Here is a 15,495-nt window from a genome sequence, read left to right on the forward strand (position 1 = left end):
TTCAAGTCGCACTGGTAAAACCAGTGGCTTACCTTCTGAGCTACTGACAAGTTAATACCAAACTATTGTGAAGCTGCATAGAACTCAAGAAGCTGAAAGCATTGCTATGCAAAGGTTTTTCCAATTCTTCTGTGCAGCTTCATACAAAATTGATATAAGACAGGTATGAGATCATAGAAATAGAGCAGTGATAACGTGAATTTCAATGAAACAACCCGGCTTGTGGTCGAGGCGATAAAGCCTATCAAGGAGCCGATCGCACCACGCCCCCACAAGAAGCCGAGAAACCAAGAACTCACCGAAGCCCAGCGTGCAGAAAACCAGGAGATTTCGGGTCAGCGCATCTTCATCGACCCCCTGATTCGCCGCCTGAAGATCTTTCGGATTCTCACCCATCGGTTTCGCCTTGATTCGCAGCGCTACGAGTCGGTGATGTTGGCAATTTGTGGGCTGGTGAGATTGCGATTGGGTCGGCTTGATTTCACGAATTACGACCGTTGAAATTAGGAGAAAGCTGATGATTTAAGCCCCGTGATGTTGAACAATGGTTTCTGTTAGAAACTGCCTCAATCCCTGATGCTACCATTCTGGAACAATCCTGGTGAAATGACCTCAAACCCAGGAGCAGTCTCGCTTGTAAATTCTCGGAAAGGTCTATTAGACAACTTCCGAAGCTGGGACTGGTTTATCAGAGAGTTCCCAGAGATTGCAGAACGACTATCTAACTCAAAGGAATATTCGCCGGGAAAGAGTGTTCTTGGCTCTGCATCCAGTTGTCCAGACTTTCAGATAAACACTGCCATGCGTCTCGGCGCGCTTGAAGTACTTGCTAACATTTTCTCAGGTCGTATTACTGCTAATGACAAAGATCCATTTCCACATCAACTTGCACTACAACAGTATGTGAAGACAAATTCAACCAGAGTTAAGCGGTTACTAATTGCTGATGAGGTTGGGTTAGGAAAAACGATTGAGATTGGTTTGGTGTTGCGAGATTTACTTGTCTCAGGAGGAAGTTTTGAACAATTTCGCTGCCTCTATCTAACAAAAGCTGGACTTCTAGAAGATGCTTGTACAAAACTCCAAGCAGTTATGAAGGGAGCGATCGACGGACAAAACATTGTTCAAGTTGTAAGCTCCTTCAGGGACTACGGTAAGAACAGTATCAGCGGTATTCATGTTGCCAGTATCGATGCTGCAAGATGTTATGTGGAAGAAAACGATAAAGAGAGCTTACCTCAAGATTTTACAATTAGTCCTGAAATTCTCATTATTGATGAATGTCATTACTGTGGAAGCAATGAAAATCTCAGCAGTTCTGAAAGAATTAAATCTGCAACTCAAACTTATAAAGCTGCCTACCAAATGATCACAGGGCAATATTGGCAGAATTCTAGCCCGCCAAAACTCGTTGTTTTAATGAGTGCCACTCCTTTTCGCTCCAAAGTTCAGTTTGTCAACTTGCTTCGTCTCTTGACTCATCAGAGTGCAGTTGAAAACGCTTTCTCAGATATCACAGAGAGTGAACTCGTCGAGAAATTAAGTCAAAATCTTACGCTTGTGTTGCAAACCGTAGCTAATGTGAATCGGCCGATCGCTTCCATAGAAATACAGCGAATCAAACGGCAATCGCCGCCCTAGAATCCACTCCACCAAGCGATCGCTTTCCAACCCTACAATCCGAAAATCACAAGCTGCACCTAAGCGTTTACCCCTTCGGGGAACAGCGAAGCTACCGCAGTAGTACTTCCCATTCCAGTTCACCTCATGCGCCATGTGCTGATCTCGGCTCGAATCAACGCGACCATTTTTAATTCCTGTTTCTGGGTCTTTCTGGCTCAAAAGGCGCTTCAAATCTCTTAAGCAGAAGCCATAGGTAAGCTGAAATCGCTCTTTGCCAAAATGGTCAATGATGGGGTCAAGCAAATGCTGACAGAGTGCTTGCAATGCTGGAATCGTTTCGTCTATGTTTTGTGGATAGGGGTTGATGAGATCTTGATGCTTCTGGTAGGTCTGGGTACAAGTACAGAAGTCATCCAGGTTGAGATATCGCCCCAACAATTGAGGCTGCATTTATTTGCATCTCCGCAGAAGCTGCTCAATATTATTAACGTGAAGAAATAGGAGTAATCTCGTTATTCTGCCTCTTCTGACGAATCACGGAACTCTTTATTTCGCATTTTCGAGAAAAACCTTTGCGATCTGCCATCAGAAATCTCGAAGCGATCGCAGAAAATAGAAGGGAACATTTGGGGACAAAAGAATCGATGGTTTGGCACACCAGTTTAGGAATACGATCGCTCCAAGGCACTGAGGCAGAACTTTATCTAGCCACCATGCAAGATGCGATCGATTACATCGAAGTCATGGGTGACGAATTAGATGTCAAAACGGGCGCAAGCTTCGCTCCACGTAGTGTTCGCATTTTCGATTCTACGAGTTTCCATCAAAAAGTCATCATTCTCCATCATTGTCTGTCCGCACTCTTGAAGCCAGAAGTTGAAGCTCCGGAATTGACGAATGTTCTCGAAGCAGGTGCTTACTTCCCTTTCGCTTACCTATAGATGCGATTGGAGGAAGAAATTTCAGAAGAGGATGAATGGTCTGATGACGAAGAAGATTTGAAATATGCTTATCGTCGATCGCTGTGGAACGCCTTTGAAGAATTTGTACGTCCTCGTTGGGTAAGCTGCTGTCGAAGAATACGGAGAACGTGAGGAAGAAGCTGATTTTAGCGATCTCTCCACTGACTTCGACTTGTGGGAAGAAATCATCGAAGACTTAGCCGATCGAATTTTTTGGGATCGAGACTGGCAGGTGAGTTCGCGCTGCTTGCATGTTGAGGATGAACTGCTCGACAGTATTGAAGAAGAATTTAGCCAACTTACAGGCTTAGATGAAGCATATATGAAGAATCGATTGCCTAGGCTGACGAGGCTGATTTGCCCCTAGCAGAGCGAGCGCTACTCGCATTAGCCGAAATCCGCCCTTGGAGATTGGAACCCTGAAGATTGTCAAATTTTCCTGTAACCATCACGACATCACACTGCTTCCAAAACCAATTAAACAAGCGAAAAAGGGTTGATTCGATCAACCCCTCGCTATCTTAATCACCAAATTCATCCTCTTCTAGCCCAAACGATGGGACTTGAATGTGGTTGATTGTCCCTGCGTAATGCTCTTCGATTACCGCAACAGATGTCCCGCACCATTCAGCCACCCGACGCGAAGAAATCCCATCTTCTAAGCACAGGGTGATGAATGTGTGACGACAGTTGTACTGAGGCAAATATTCTTTGACCTTGCCTGCTGCCACTAATTGCTTGACTACAGGTTTCCAGACGCGATTCAAGAAGTTGTGCGTATCCAATTCTTTCCCGTTTCTTGCTGGAAACACCAAGTCATTTGCGCTGCTAGCTTGCGGTCTAATCTCGTCCAAGATGCGCTGCAATTCTGCATTGATCGGAAAATAGCGTGGCGTGTGCGTCTTCGTGGACTTACGGATTCTCACATCAGTGGCAACCGCTTCACAGAAGTAGATGCGATTCTTCTCAATGTGCTTCCATTTGAGTGCGTTGCCTTCGGCTCACGCGGAGCGTGTCCGCTTCTTCGGGTCGGCATCCGGTATGAAATAGGAATTTGACATAGGAAGCGTAATACGAATGCGGAATCGGGGAGAACTTCGAGGAATAGGTATCATTCTCAAACGCTGAGATGATCGCTGGAACGCAAGTTCGAGAAAACGGCTTGCGCGACACCCGACTCTTCTTTTTTGTCCGAATTTCCTTTGCCAGTTCCTTGAATGGATTGTCAGTCACCAATTTCTTCCGCATTGCCCATTCGCAACAAGCACTCAGTTGCTTCAGGGTACGTTTTGCCGTTTCTGCCGCGTAATTCTTGAGCAGATAAGTTTGAATCGCAATTGCATCTTCAAAATTCGGCTTGGGCATTTTGCGAAGACGCTTCTCGACTTTGCCGTAATCCCGAATGATCGTCGTTTCTTCAAGATGAGCGCTTTGAAACTCGGTGTACTGTTCCCATAGCTCGATCAGCGAAGTCTTTGGCGGCGCACTTGAGGTAAAACTTGGGGTAACGGTGCTGAGAGCCGATTGCGGCTTGTATTTCTCCAATGTTGGATCAAACCTGGCCTTGAAAATGTCGTCTTCGATCATCGCTGCCTTGCGTTCTGCCACTTTGCGATTACTAGGTGTATCTGCAAGTCCAGTGGAGAGGTAGTGACGTTTGCCAGCGACCGAAAACACAAGCTGAATGCGATCGTTCGATACCTTGATCTGAACCGAACCTTTGAAAGCGCGTCGTGACGGATTGCTTGAGTACATTCGTGAAACTCCTAAACAGGAACATTCATACTCAAACGCTTTACCCCAAATTTACCCCAATTTCTAGCCCAAACTGAGCTAACCTGACCCAAAACAAAGCAGAGGGAATTCCTTGAAACCCCGCTGTATCTTACTTTTCCTTATGGCTCAGGCGAGATTTGAACTTGCGACCTTGGGCTTATGAGTCCCCTGCTCTAACCACTGAGCTACTGAGCCAAATTGAATTATTGCCTTAACAAGCATAGCACAAGACTCGAATCAGAATCTAGAGCGTCCTGTAAAAATAGCAAAAAGAGGAGCCAGTAAGACTCCTCCAAGAAGAAATCAGTCATTCACAGAACGACTAGCCGCGATTTTGAGGCAGATAGGCGATCGGGTTAACCGCTCCCTGACCTGGAAGATGAACTTCAAAGTGAGAGTGAGGCCCAGTGCTAAAGCCTGTACTGCCCATTTCAGCGATTTGCTGACCTTGAGCGACCTGCTGACCCACTTTCACTAAAATGCGGTTGTTGTGCCCATAGAGGGTAACGCTGCCATCTGCGTGCTTGACCTCGACCAGGTTGCCATAGCCGCCATCATTCCAGCCTGCGGTGATCACCTTACCGGGAGCCGCCGCCACAATCGGAGTCCCGATCGGGGCCGCAATATCGATCCCTTTGTGCATCCGTCCCCAGCGCCAGCCATACGGAGAAGTCAGCATTCCCTTAGCAGGCCAGATATATCCGGCAAACTTACCACTTCCAGGCAAGTAAGAATCGGGCTTGCCCAACGGCGGTAGGCTAGGAGAAACCATTTTGCCCACCGAAGACCGCATCAAGGGCGCGTAGGACTCCGAACCCGCAGGAGCGGCTGCCACGATTTGAGGTTTCTTAGCCTGCGGTTTTTCTGATTTGCGCTCACGCTGCTGCAAACTGCGAAGCTCTGCTTGGAGGGTTTCTAGATTGCGACTGGGACGAAACTCTGGGTTGACCCGTCGAGTCGAAGCGTTGAGCGTGGAGGGAGCGGGAGCCTGAGTACGACCGGAGAATAGAGGCTTAGACGGTTGGCTAGATCCTCTAGACTGGTACTTTTGACGCAGCTTAACCACCTCTGAAACCAGGTTGTTGACGTACTGATCGGGCTGCTTGGAGTCGATCGCTTGAGACGCTTGAGGCGCTTGAGTTTTGCCGTATTGTCCGCCCGATGTAATTCCAGAAGGATTGACGAGGGCAAACTGCTCGGCATCTCCGCCTACGCCAGCGGTCGAAGGAATGGGCTGGACATTTACAGAAACAGAGGGCGCAGTGGGTTGATTGGTCGCAGCAGAAAGGCTAGGCACCACTGGAACGGTGACCGAAGTCAGTCTGTCTGAAACTGAAGCAACCGGAACTGAGGCAACCTGCGAAGGCAAGGCTGCGCTAGATTGGGGAATTTTGATCGATTGATTAACCTTTAGCAAATTGGGATTGCTCAGTTGGTTAATCTTCACCAATTCCGAGGAAGAAACCCCGTGAGCTTGCGCGATCGAGGACAGGGTTTCCCCAGCGTTTACCTGATAGTTCATCAGATTTGCCACTTCAGCAGGAGATGGCACCTCCGCCGTGGAAGCCAACCCGTTCTCGGACTCCTCAGACTTCAACTCCGCCAAACTCTGCTTCAGACGATCCCGCTGCTGCTTTAGGCTCTGGACGGCAGCATCTTGCTTACTCTTTAGCTGCTGGGACTCGTCACCGGGGGTATAAATCCCAGGCTGGCTTGAGGCGATGACAGCAACGGGTTCTGTGAGTGAAGGCACTACTGCATTTGTAGAACCAGTGGCAGACACAGCCGCACGGTCATCAGGCCGACTTTGCTCAACGGTCGAAGCGCTTGCGGGCACTTGCAGCACTTGCCCAACGTAGAGAACGCTGTCAGGGCGCAGATTATTGAGCGTGGCGAGTTCGCTGACACCGAGTCTGTAAAGCTGCGCGATTCTCCAGAGGGTTTGACCTTCTTGAACCGTGTGCTTGACCTGTTCGGATTGAACGGCAGCAGCAGCTTCACTCAGGGGCGGCAAAACCGCAACATCGGGTATCGTAGCGGCGGTCGGTTCGGCAGGAACAGGTTCAGCGGCGACAGCGGCTTCTCCTTGTTGAGGTGCAAGTACCCCGTAAGCTCCCATCGAAATTGCCAACCCGATCATGGCGGCAGAAGTGCGAACGCGACGGTTTGATTCTGGGAGCGCCTGCTTGGGCTGTTCCGTCAGAGCGTCATTGTTGACAGCGCTAAAGGGAACAGGATTGATCTCTTGCGGAAATGCTCGTTTCAAAAAACGACCTCCTAAATGTCCAGCATTTAACTGTCCTTGAGCCATGAATTTCACCCTCTGTCAGTGATCAAAACTGCTTGAAGAAGCGATCGAGATCACAATCGGTAAATACACTTAGGCAAGATTACCTTGCTTTTTTGATTTAGACAAGTTCATATCATTCAACAAAATGAAATGATTTCCTGACAAATACCAAAAAAGCGGGTGACTGACTTGTAGCAACTTATCGTAACAGGGTAACTGTCCGATGTTGACCTGAGACAAATCCAAACAGGAGTTTAGCTTACTCTGCTCAGATTGCAACAGGAAAATATGGGGCAGTTGTTGATTCATAACTCAGAAAGACGGACAGGGTGTGAATCTGTCTAATTGAATCTTTAGTCCAATCTTAAGATCCGCGTCAAGTCACTGATTATCAGCATGTAGTGACATGAAGTTAAAGCAAAGGCAGATTCGCCTTCAACCGTAGAATCATGCAGACTACCATACTCTAAAGACGCAGGTCTGTCGCCTGGAAGAAATTATAAAAGCTAGAATCCTCACTCCACGAAGATTTCAGCCATTGAAAATTAATAGTTTGAAATTTCAAAGATAAAAATCTGAAGTTCTTCCGACGATCGACACCTCTGATATAAATTTCTTATTGGTTTAAAGCAATTTAGTAGTGTAAATCACTAATTGTGAGGATGATTTCACTTTGTGAATCAGGAGGCAGTATTTTCTCTGCACAACTTCTGCATGATTATCAGCTTGATGCCTAGATGCACATATTTAGATGCACATATTTAGATGCACATATATAGATATGGCATTGGTCAGCCATCATGGATTCTAATCCTTAGATCTACGGCTTGCCGGAGTTAAAGCGATTTTGGATTAACAGAAGTATTTGAGCTAAGAAACAAAGCTTTCTGCACAAGTCTGGGGTAACAGGGCTGAGTTCAAGCGCTACCAACAAGCGCTACAAAAGGGTTCAGGATTTGAGCGGTAGACGTTAACTCAACGTCAGTTCGATGAGAGTGACTCACTTCGCTTCAATCAGCTTCAGCCCCCTAAATCCCCCAAAATTGGGGGACTTTGAACGAGAGATCTTGTCCAAAAGTCCCCCAGAATTGGGGGGTTGGGGGGCTGAAGTGCTGAATAACGGAGCGGAAAAACTCCATCGAATTCACGTTAACTCAGATCCGGCCGCTTTCATAATCTGGGGGTGGTCTCTTTGAGGTGTCCGCAAAGGTCGCCCTAACCTGCTCTCAATCGTGGACAACTACTGCATCAATCCGAGTTGGCGACGAGCCTCAAATAGTCCAACAGTTGCGCTGACAGAGAGGTTGAGACTTCTAACCTGCGGCTGACTCATGGGAATATGAACCGTCAGAGCACACGCAGACAACACATCGGTCGAGAGTCCGGTCGTTTCGCTACCAAATAGCAGCCAGTCGTCGATCGCATAGTTGACCTGAAGATAACTAGAACGTCCTGAAGTGCTAAAGCCGATCCAGCGGCCGCCCTGCTGTTGGTGAAAGGTCTGAAACGCTTGTAGAGACTCGTGACAGTGCAGGTTGACATAGGGCCAGTAGTCGAGGCCAGCCCGCTTGAGGGTGCGATCGCTAATTTCAAATCCTAGCGGCCCGACCAGGTGAAGTTCGGTATTTGTAGCAGCACAGGTTCGAGCGATATTACCCGTGTTAGGGGGGATCAGGGGATGAATCAGGACAATTCTAGGCATGAATGAATCAATACTTGAGTTCTCAGTATCCAGAAGAATGCAGATGATTGGCTAAATTGAACGATTGATATATTTTTTTAATAATAGAGAATCATTGATGAATTGATTAGATATTTTAATTTTAAATTATCATCAGCCTCTGGATAGATTAAAGATTTGATTTTGTCATAAAGTAGTGATTTTTCTTGGCGAGAACTTAAATTCTCCTTTTATCAATCTCTAATTTGGCGCAGAAGAATCAATCAGTTGGCTTAGGGATCGATCGCATTTTTAGGGGAGCTTTAGTTGATTTACCTTCAAAATTTAGCGGTCAGACTAAAAGTTTGCTGACAATTTTACTCCAACCGCTAAAGGTCACCGACCAGATTTGTCTTTACGCCACCAACAATTCTGCTTGAAGCGCCACTTCTTGCATTTGCATTGATTGGATTGCGTCCATCAAAATCTGCTGATTATCCCAGCCCTGCTGTCGGAGTTTTAGCCAGCGTTGCGCTTCATTGCCTTCTCGAAGAATTTTTTTAACAGGAAGTAAAAAGCAGCTAAAGCCGTGTTTTTTGGCGATCGACCAGACTTCACCATAAAGTTCTTCGACCCAATCTTGAGCCAAAATGGGTCGGCCGTCTTGCCAATGACGCAATTCAGCCTGCAAACTCTCCTTGGCGGCGAGGCTTTCATTTTGGTCGGTCAGCGTGACCAATTCCTCGGCAGAGAGGTCGCTGAGTTGGAGCGGGTCGAGATCAGGATTTTCGATAAGTTGGATAAGTCGAGCTTCTAGAAGGGCTGTAACCGAGAGGAGGGCGATCGGATCAGACACCAGATCACAAATCCTCAGTTCCAAACGGTTGAGATTGTAGGGACGGCGATCGCCATTCGGTCGTACCGATGACCAGAGATGCCGCACACTTTGCATCGTTCCGGCTGCTAGTTGTTCCTCTGTCCAGTTGATAAAGTGAGCGTGGCTGGCAAACAGGGGGACGTGAGCAGGTGTTTTTGGGAAAAGTCCCCAGCGAGTTGAATGGTAGCCCGTCACGTCTCCATTCAAAAAGGGAGAGGCGGCACTCAGCGCCAAATACAACGGAGCTTCTAGCCTCACCAGCCGACAGGCCCGCATGAGAATTTCTGGATCACTAAAGCCAACATTGATATGGACGCTGGCCGTGACGACTCTGGTACCGTAAGTCTGCTCGATGTAGTCGTGATAAGGATTTCCAGGATCAGAGCGATGAAAGCGATCGGCTCCTCCCAAGGACAACGTGCTTCCCGGAATCAGGGTATAGTCTCCGAGTTGTTTGAGATATTGGCGCAGTTGAGTGCGAGGGCGTACCAGATCACAGAGCGATCGTTCATATCGATAGCTAGGAGGAGTGGTGTATTCAACGTTTCGGCTATCTGGTTCTCTCACAAAACCGTCAAGTGTAGCCACAATTTTGTCAGACATGCCGACGACTTCACCTTCGGGCGTTCCTGTGTAAACCTCAATTTCAAACCCTTTAGATAGCAGCATCTTGCCTCCGAAAAGTGATCGCTCTTATGTTTCCAGTATCAGGGAAAAGGGGAATTGGGGAGAGCGTCGGAAGAGAGAGGGAGGAGGGAGGGAAGAGAGAGGGATGAGGGATGAGGGATGAAAAAATTGTTTCTATCGGTTTTGGGGTGTCAATATTTCGGATTTTGCTCTTACCAAACAAGACCCGGACGAATCGCCACAACTCCCAATCTCTGTCCTCATCCCTCATCCCTCATCCCTCATCCCTCATCCCTCATCCCTCATCCCTTCTTTGCGCCAGGACTAAATTAATTAGGTTATTGATCAAGCGATCGCGCTCCATTGGAATGATGTCTTTGCCGTAGAGAACTTCTTGTAAAACGACGAATGAGACGAGCGATCCGAAGAAAATTTGGGCGATCGCGTCTGGGTCATCAATGCCGATTTCGGGGTGCAGGTCAAAATAACCTCTGAGAAGCTGCCGACCCTGGACGACAACGGCGCGAGTGTAGAGCTTGGCTAATTCTGGAAATCGGGCGGACTCGGCAATAATGATCCGAAACAGAGATAAATATTCCTCGTTGACTACCTTTAAAAAGTACGTCTCTGCAATTTGTCGCAGCATGATCGCTGGGTCGCCGCGCAACGATTCTGAGCAAAAGGTTTCTTGAAAGTGGCGAATCGTGGCCCGCTCGATCAAGGCAATAAATAGTCCTTCTTTGTCGCGAAAGTGGCTGTAGATGGTTTGTTTTGACACGCCTGCTTCTGTGGCCACTCGATCCATGCTGGTGCCTGGGTATCCCGATCGCAAAAAAACTCGCATCGCCCCCTGAAGGATTTGTTCCTGTTTTGGGCTGGCAGCCACGCTCAAGATTTTTAACTCAGACACTTTTAACTCAAATACTTCTAACTCAGATACTTTTAACTCAGACACTTTTAACTCAGACATCGGCGGCGGTGAGTCAGGGGACATCGACGATCCTAAGTGATCAATTAAGACTCCGTAGAGCGACTGGAGACGAGAAGACAGAACCGTCGATCGTCCGTTAGCCTCAGCCTACCTATCATTGACCGCTACTAGCCATTCTTGCCTTTGAATTCAGATTGGCTTGTTAACTTTTTCAAAGAGGAGTTGTTTAATCAAACTGGACAGTCTAGTATGATTTCAACTCGCATCCTCGCTGCTTTAAAAGCCTTACCGCGATGTCTCAGACCCTTCCCAAATCGACGGACAATCTTCAGGATTCGCTCAAACCTCAAGCGCGGCGTAAATTTAAGCCCATGTTGCTGATTCCGATTGGAGTGGCGATCGCCGGGATCAGTTACGCCACCTGGCAACTTTTGCCCAAACCTGAAGCGACAGCACTGCGACTGAGCGGACGGATTGAGGCAGACGAAACGGATATAGGGGCAAAAACGGGGGGACGGGTGAGTACGATCGCCGTTCGAGAAGGGGATCAGGTGCAAAAAGATCAGGTGATTGCTGAGATCACCGATGAAGAAGTGCCCGAACAGTTGAGAGCAGCGACGGCAGACATTCAGGCGGCTCGGCAAGAAGAACAGCAGGCGAGACAAGAGGTGGCTGTGGCAGACAGTCGAATTCGAGAATCACAGCTTAATTTGCAGCAGTCCAAAGGCGACGCCACCGGGCGAATCAGTCAGGCCTCGTCTACCGTTTCTGCGGCCAAGGCGCAACTGGCACAATCTCAGGCACAGGTGAAGCAAGCTGAGGCTGACGTTAAGCAAGCCGAAGCGCAATTGAGATTGGATATTAAGACGCGCGATCGCTATGCTCAACTCGTGGCAGATGGCGCAATCAATCAGCAGCAGTTTGATCAAGCCCAAACGACAGTCGAAACGACTCAGGCAAAAATTGAAACCGCTAAAGCAACGTTGTTGTCTCGTCAGGCGGCTGTTGCGGCGGCTCGTGATCAACTCAGTGCAGCTCAGGGTGGGTTAACTCAAGTGCAGACGACGGGATTGAATCCGGATATTCGTAGCGCTCAGTTGGCTGGCTTTTATCAACAGCGCGATCAGGCTTCTGCAAAACTGGCGGCCGCTCAAGCCAAAGTGAGAAATAAGATCGCCACTCAACAGCAGTTACAAAAACGGTTGGATTCCTTCACGATCAAGAGTCCGATCGCTGGAGTGGTGACGGCTCGACCCGTGGAACCGGGGGCCGTCGTGGCAACGGGTAAAACGCTGTTAACCGTGATTGATTTGAATTCGGTTTATTTACGCGGCTATGTGCCAGAAGGTGAGATTGGCAAAATTCGGGTGGGACAATCCGCAAGGGTGTTTCTCGACTCCAATCCTGATCAGCCTTTGGCGGCAAAAGTGGCGGCGATCGACCCCAAAGCGTCTTTTACGCCAGAAAATATTTATTTTAGAAACGATCGCGTCAAGCAAGTCTTTGGAATTAAAGTGACGATCGACAATCCCAACGGTTTCGCCAAACCCGGAATGCCGGCCGATGCCGAAGTCAAACTCAAAGGCGAATAATCGCAATCAGGACATCCTATGACTCAGAATGCGATCGACCATCCCACTTCTACGCTGGACGCTTCAGTTTCCAGTTCCCCGATCATTCAAGTCGCCAATTTGCACAAGCATTATGGACGAGTGGCAGCGGTGCGGGGAGTCGATTTTGAAGTGCGACGAGGGGAAGTGTTTGGGCTGATCGGGCCAGATGGAGCAGGAAAGACGACGACGTTTCACATTTTGGGCGGCGTGATGGAGGCGACGGCGGGAGAGGTGCGCGTTCTCAATCAGCCTGCACGAGATGCCCGATTGAGCATTGGCTATCTGACGCAGCAGTTTTCGCTTTATCTCGATTTGAGTTTGAATGAAAATTTGCGCTATGTGGCGGGCTTGCGGCAAGTCCCCGATCGCCTCTTCCAAGAACGTCAAGACAAATATTTGCGGCTGATGAGTCTGGCTCAGTTTGGCGATCGTTTAGCGGGTCAACTGTCGGGCGGCATGAAACAAAAGCTGGCTCTCTGTTGTGCGCTGGTGTCTGAGCCTCAAGTTTTGTTGTTAGATGAACCGACGACAGGCGTTGATCCCGTTTCGCGGCGGGAATTTTGGGATGTGTTGGCGGCCTTGTCTGCGGAAGGGGTGACGATCGTCGTAGCGACTCCCTATCTTGACGAAGCCGAACGCTGTAACCGAGTGGCTTTGATGTATGACGGTCAGATTCAGCAGATTGGCACTCCGGCTGAGTTGCGAAATAGTCTGGGGTTAGAGCGTTTAGAGGTTTTTCCTTCCAATTTGAGTGCAGCAGAGCGGGCGTTAGCCACCAGCGGGGAATTAGGTGAAACGGCGATCGCGGATGTGCAGACCTTTGGCGATCGCTTGGATGTATTGGTGACGGATTTGCGAGAGGGAGAGGCGCAGGTACGGGAGATCCTCGATCGGCATGACTTGAAAGTGGGCGCAATCAATCCCGCAGAGCCAACGTTGGAAAATGTGTTTGTGACTCGATTGCGGCAGGAAGGCTCGGTTCCTCAATTTCTGGAGTTTCCGCGATCGAAGGGCGATCGTAACCAGTGGGATTTAGCAGCCAGCAACCCGATCGCCATCTATGCCCAGAATTTGAATCGAATTTTTGGCAGCTTTCAGGCCGTCAAGAATGTGAATGTCGAAGTCCGCTATGGCGAAATTTTTGGGCTGTTGGGAGCAAACGGCGCAGGCAAAACGACGACGATTAAAATGCTGTGTGGCTTGCTGCCGAAGAGTTCGGGTGAGATTGCGCTGGGAGGAGAACAAGGCAACCTTCGTAGCAGTGACTTGCGGCGGCGGATTGGCTACATGAGTCAAAAATTCACGCTCTACGACGATCTGACCATTTTGCAAAACCTGGAATTCTACAGCGGCGTGTATGGCATTCCGCGCAAGCTGCGTCGAGAAAAAATCGAGTGGGTGATTGCCACCTGTGGACTAGAAGGGCAAGAAACCATGCTGACGGGGCAACTTCCGGGCGGTTGGAAGCAGCGCGTTGCGTTTGGGGCATCGGTCATGCACGAGCCAGAAATTTTGTTTTTAGACGAGCCAACTTCTGGAGTCGATCCGTTAGCCCGACGACAATTTTGGCGACTGATCAACGAGTTTGCCCGCAACGGGACGGCCATTCTCGTCACCACCCACTATCTAGAAGAAGCCGAACAATGTAACCGCATGAGCTTCATGGTGGCTGGCGAGACTGTCACAGAAGGTTCACCCAGTCAAATCAAAGCCGCCCAACCCGGACAACTAATCGAAGTCATGATCGACCAAAATCAGGCCGCCTCCAACCTCCTCAAACAGCACCTGGACTCCTGGCGCGTCTCAATTTTTGCCGATCGCCTCCACATCGTCGTCGATGACCCCATTCAAGACACTGCCAGAGTGCGATCGCTCCTCAAATCCGCCAATCTCCCGGTACGATCGCTCCGCCCCATCCCCTTCTCCCTCGAAGATGCCTTCATCGGAGTCGTCCAACGCGCCCAACCCTAACCCCCAAAGAATTTAATTCCTCCGTCCTCCGTCCTCCGTCTTCCGTCCTCCCTCCTCCCCATGTCCCGAATCCTCACCCAATGCTCCAAAGAACTAGCGCAGTTTCGTCGCGATCGCCTCACATTAGCGTTAGCGTTCATTTTGCCAGTCATGACGCTGTTTATCTTCGGATTCGCAATCCGGTTGGAGGCAAAGAATATCTATTTGATTGTGCAGGACGACGATCGCAGCAATCTCAGTCAAAGCTACATAGAGCGACTCTATGCGACCAATCAGTTTACGCCTGTGCAGTGGAGTGGAAAGGATGCGGCAGAGGGCATCGATCGGGGGTTGGCCAAAGCGGCGGTGATCATTCCCCCTGATTTTAGTCGCGACATCAAAGCTGGAAAGACAAGCACCGTGCAGGTTTTGATCGATGGAACGGATGTCAACAATGCCCGTGTGGTCAAAAACAGCATTCAAGCCGTCACTCACTTTTTCATTCAAGACCAGCAGCTTTTACCATCACCGAGTCGAGTCATCGCCCATACGCGCCTGTGGTTTAATCCGGGTCGCAAGGAATCGCTGTATATCGTACCGGGAGTTTTTGGTGTAATTTTAGCAATCTATCCAGCATTGTTAGCATCGTTGGCAATGTCGCGAGAAAAGGAGCAAGGTACGATTCTACAAACTTACGCTTCGAGTATGAGCGCTGCTGAATTATTGTTAGGAAAATGGTTAGCTTATTTTGTTGTAGGAATCGGTCAAGCGTTGTTTGTGATGAGTTTAGGATGCATTGTTTTTAGAATCTGGTTTGTGGGCGATCCCTCTCCTTTGATTATTGGAACTGCGTTATTTTTAACAGCCAGCATTATGTTTGGCTTGCTAATCGGCGTTCGTGCTAACAATCGTACCGTTGCTGTTCAGGGCGTTGCTACCGTAGGCTTCCTCACAGCGCTTTTATTATCTGGTTTCATCTATCCCTTAAGCAACATTCCCTTTCCATTATCGTTGGTCACGAATGTAGTTCCCGCTCGTTATTTTATCGAAATCAGTCGAGATGCATTTGTCCGAGGCACAGGCTGGCCGGGCATTTGGACGGCTCCTTTATTTTTAATTCTGCTCTCTCTATTTTTCTTCAACATCGCCAGAAGAGTCATTAGCCGAATGCAGCTACCCGGTTGAT

The 15,495-nt window shown here is 48.8% G+C and carries 14 protein-coding genes and 1 tRNA gene; 7 read left to right on the top strand and 8 right to left on the bottom strand.

Annotated elements, in window-relative coordinates; all coding sequences use genetic code 11:
* The first annotated feature begins 195 nt into the window (after positions 1-195).
* Positions 196-501 carry a transposase family protein gene (locus ACKFKH_RS18660; RefSeq protein ID WP_446859837.1) on the top strand — a complete coding sequence of 102 codons (306 nt, stop codon included), beginning with the start codon at positions 196-198 and terminating at the stop codon, positions 499-501.
* A gap of 300 nt (positions 502-801) precedes the next feature.
* Positions 802-1,641: a DEAD/DEAH box helicase family protein gene (locus ACKFKH_RS18665; protein WP_446859838.1), complete on the top strand. Its 840-nt coding sequence runs from the start codon at positions 802-804 to the stop codon at positions 1,639-1,641.
* Here ACKFKH_RS18665 and ACKFKH_RS18670 read toward each other — a convergent pair.
* Positions 1,540-2,073: a hypothetical protein gene (locus tag ACKFKH_RS18670; RefSeq protein WP_446859839.1), complete on the bottom strand. Its 534-nt coding sequence runs from the start codon at positions 2,071-2,073 to the stop codon at positions 1,540-1,542. The two genes, ACKFKH_RS18665 and ACKFKH_RS18670, sit on opposite strands and share 102 nt — an antisense overlap.
* A 122-nt stretch (positions 2,074-2,195) precedes the next feature.
* Between ACKFKH_RS18670 and ACKFKH_RS18675 the strand changes: the two genes are divergently transcribed.
* Entirely contained in the window at positions 2,196-2,564 is a 369-nt protein-coding gene (locus ACKFKH_RS18675; RefSeq protein WP_446859840.1) for a hypothetical protein, read from the top strand.
* Between the two features lie 193 nt (positions 2,565-2,757).
* Complete coding sequence (locus ACKFKH_RS18680; protein WP_446859841.1) at positions 2,758-2,952, top strand: hypothetical protein; 195 nt, start codon at positions 2,758-2,760, stop codon at positions 2,950-2,952.
* 154 nt (positions 2,953-3,106) lie between these two features.
* Here the strand turns inward: ACKFKH_RS18680 and ACKFKH_RS18685 are convergent, their stop codons facing one another.
* The 7 genes from ACKFKH_RS18685 to ACKFKH_RS18715 all read right to left on the bottom strand — a co-directional run bounded on the left by ACKFKH_RS18685 (position 3,107) and on the right by ACKFKH_RS18715 (position 10,809).
* Positions 3,107-3,511 carry a hypothetical protein gene (locus ACKFKH_RS18685; protein ID WP_446859842.1) on the bottom strand — a complete coding sequence of 135 codons (405 nt, stop codon included), beginning with the start codon at positions 3,509-3,511 and terminating at the stop codon, positions 3,107-3,109.
* Positions 3,512-3,551: 40 nt separating this feature from the next.
* Positions 3,552-4,340, bottom strand: a complete 789-nt coding sequence (locus tag ACKFKH_RS18690) for an Arm DNA-binding domain-containing protein (RefSeq protein WP_446859843.1) — start codon at positions 4,338-4,340, stop codon at positions 3,552-3,554.
* Between the two features lie 143 nt (positions 4,341-4,483).
* A tRNA-Met gene (locus tag ACKFKH_RS18695) sits at positions 4,484-4,556 on the bottom strand.
* A gap of 127 nt (positions 4,557-4,683) precedes the next feature.
* Positions 4,684-6,672: a peptidoglycan DD-metalloendopeptidase family protein gene (locus ACKFKH_RS18700; protein WP_446859844.1), complete on the bottom strand. Its 1,989-nt coding sequence runs from the start codon at positions 6,670-6,672 to the stop codon at positions 4,684-4,686.
* A gap of 1,219 nt (positions 6,673-7,891) precedes the next feature.
* Positions 7,892-8,353, bottom strand: coding sequence for a tRNA (cytidine(34)-2'-O)-methyltransferase (locus tag ACKFKH_RS18705; protein WP_446859845.1), 462 nt, complete (start codon positions 8,351-8,353; stop codon positions 7,892-7,894).
* 373 nt (positions 8,354-8,726) lie between these two features.
* Positions 8,727-9,857, bottom strand: coding sequence for a glutamate--cysteine ligase (gene gshA / locus ACKFKH_RS18710; RefSeq protein WP_446859846.1), 1,131 nt, complete (start codon positions 9,855-9,857; stop codon positions 8,727-8,729).
* A 253-nt stretch (positions 9,858-10,110) separates the two neighbouring features.
* The gene (locus ACKFKH_RS18715) at positions 10,111-10,809 is read right to left on the bottom strand and encodes a TetR/AcrR family transcriptional regulator (RefSeq protein WP_446859847.1); all 699 of its coding nucleotides are present in this window, start codon (positions 10,807-10,809) and stop codon (positions 10,111-10,113) included.
* Positions 10,810-11,039: 230 nt separating this feature from the next.
* Here ACKFKH_RS18715 and ACKFKH_RS18720 point away from each other — a divergent pair, with 230 nt between their 5' ends.
* From ACKFKH_RS18720 to ACKFKH_RS18730, 3 genes are read left to right on the top strand one after another with little or no spacing between them, the layout of a single operon-like run.
* On the top strand, positions 11,040-12,338 hold the full coding sequence (locus ACKFKH_RS18720) for an HlyD family secretion protein (RefSeq protein ID WP_446859848.1): 1,299 nt from the start codon (positions 11,040-11,042) through the stop codon (positions 12,336-12,338).
* Positions 12,339-12,356: 18 nt separating this feature from the next.
* Complete coding sequence (locus tag ACKFKH_RS18725) at positions 12,357-14,330, top strand: ATP-binding cassette domain-containing protein (RefSeq protein ID WP_446859849.1); 1,974 nt, start codon at positions 12,357-12,359, stop codon at positions 14,328-14,330.
* A gap of 60 nt (positions 14,331-14,390) precedes the next feature.
* A complete protein-coding gene (locus tag ACKFKH_RS18730) occupies positions 14,391-15,494 on the top strand; it encodes an ABC transporter permease (RefSeq protein WP_446859850.1) in 1,104 nt (367 codons plus the stop codon).
* Position 15,495 lies beyond the last annotated feature (1 nt).

This window comes from Phormidesmis sp. 146-20, assembly GCF_052939475.1.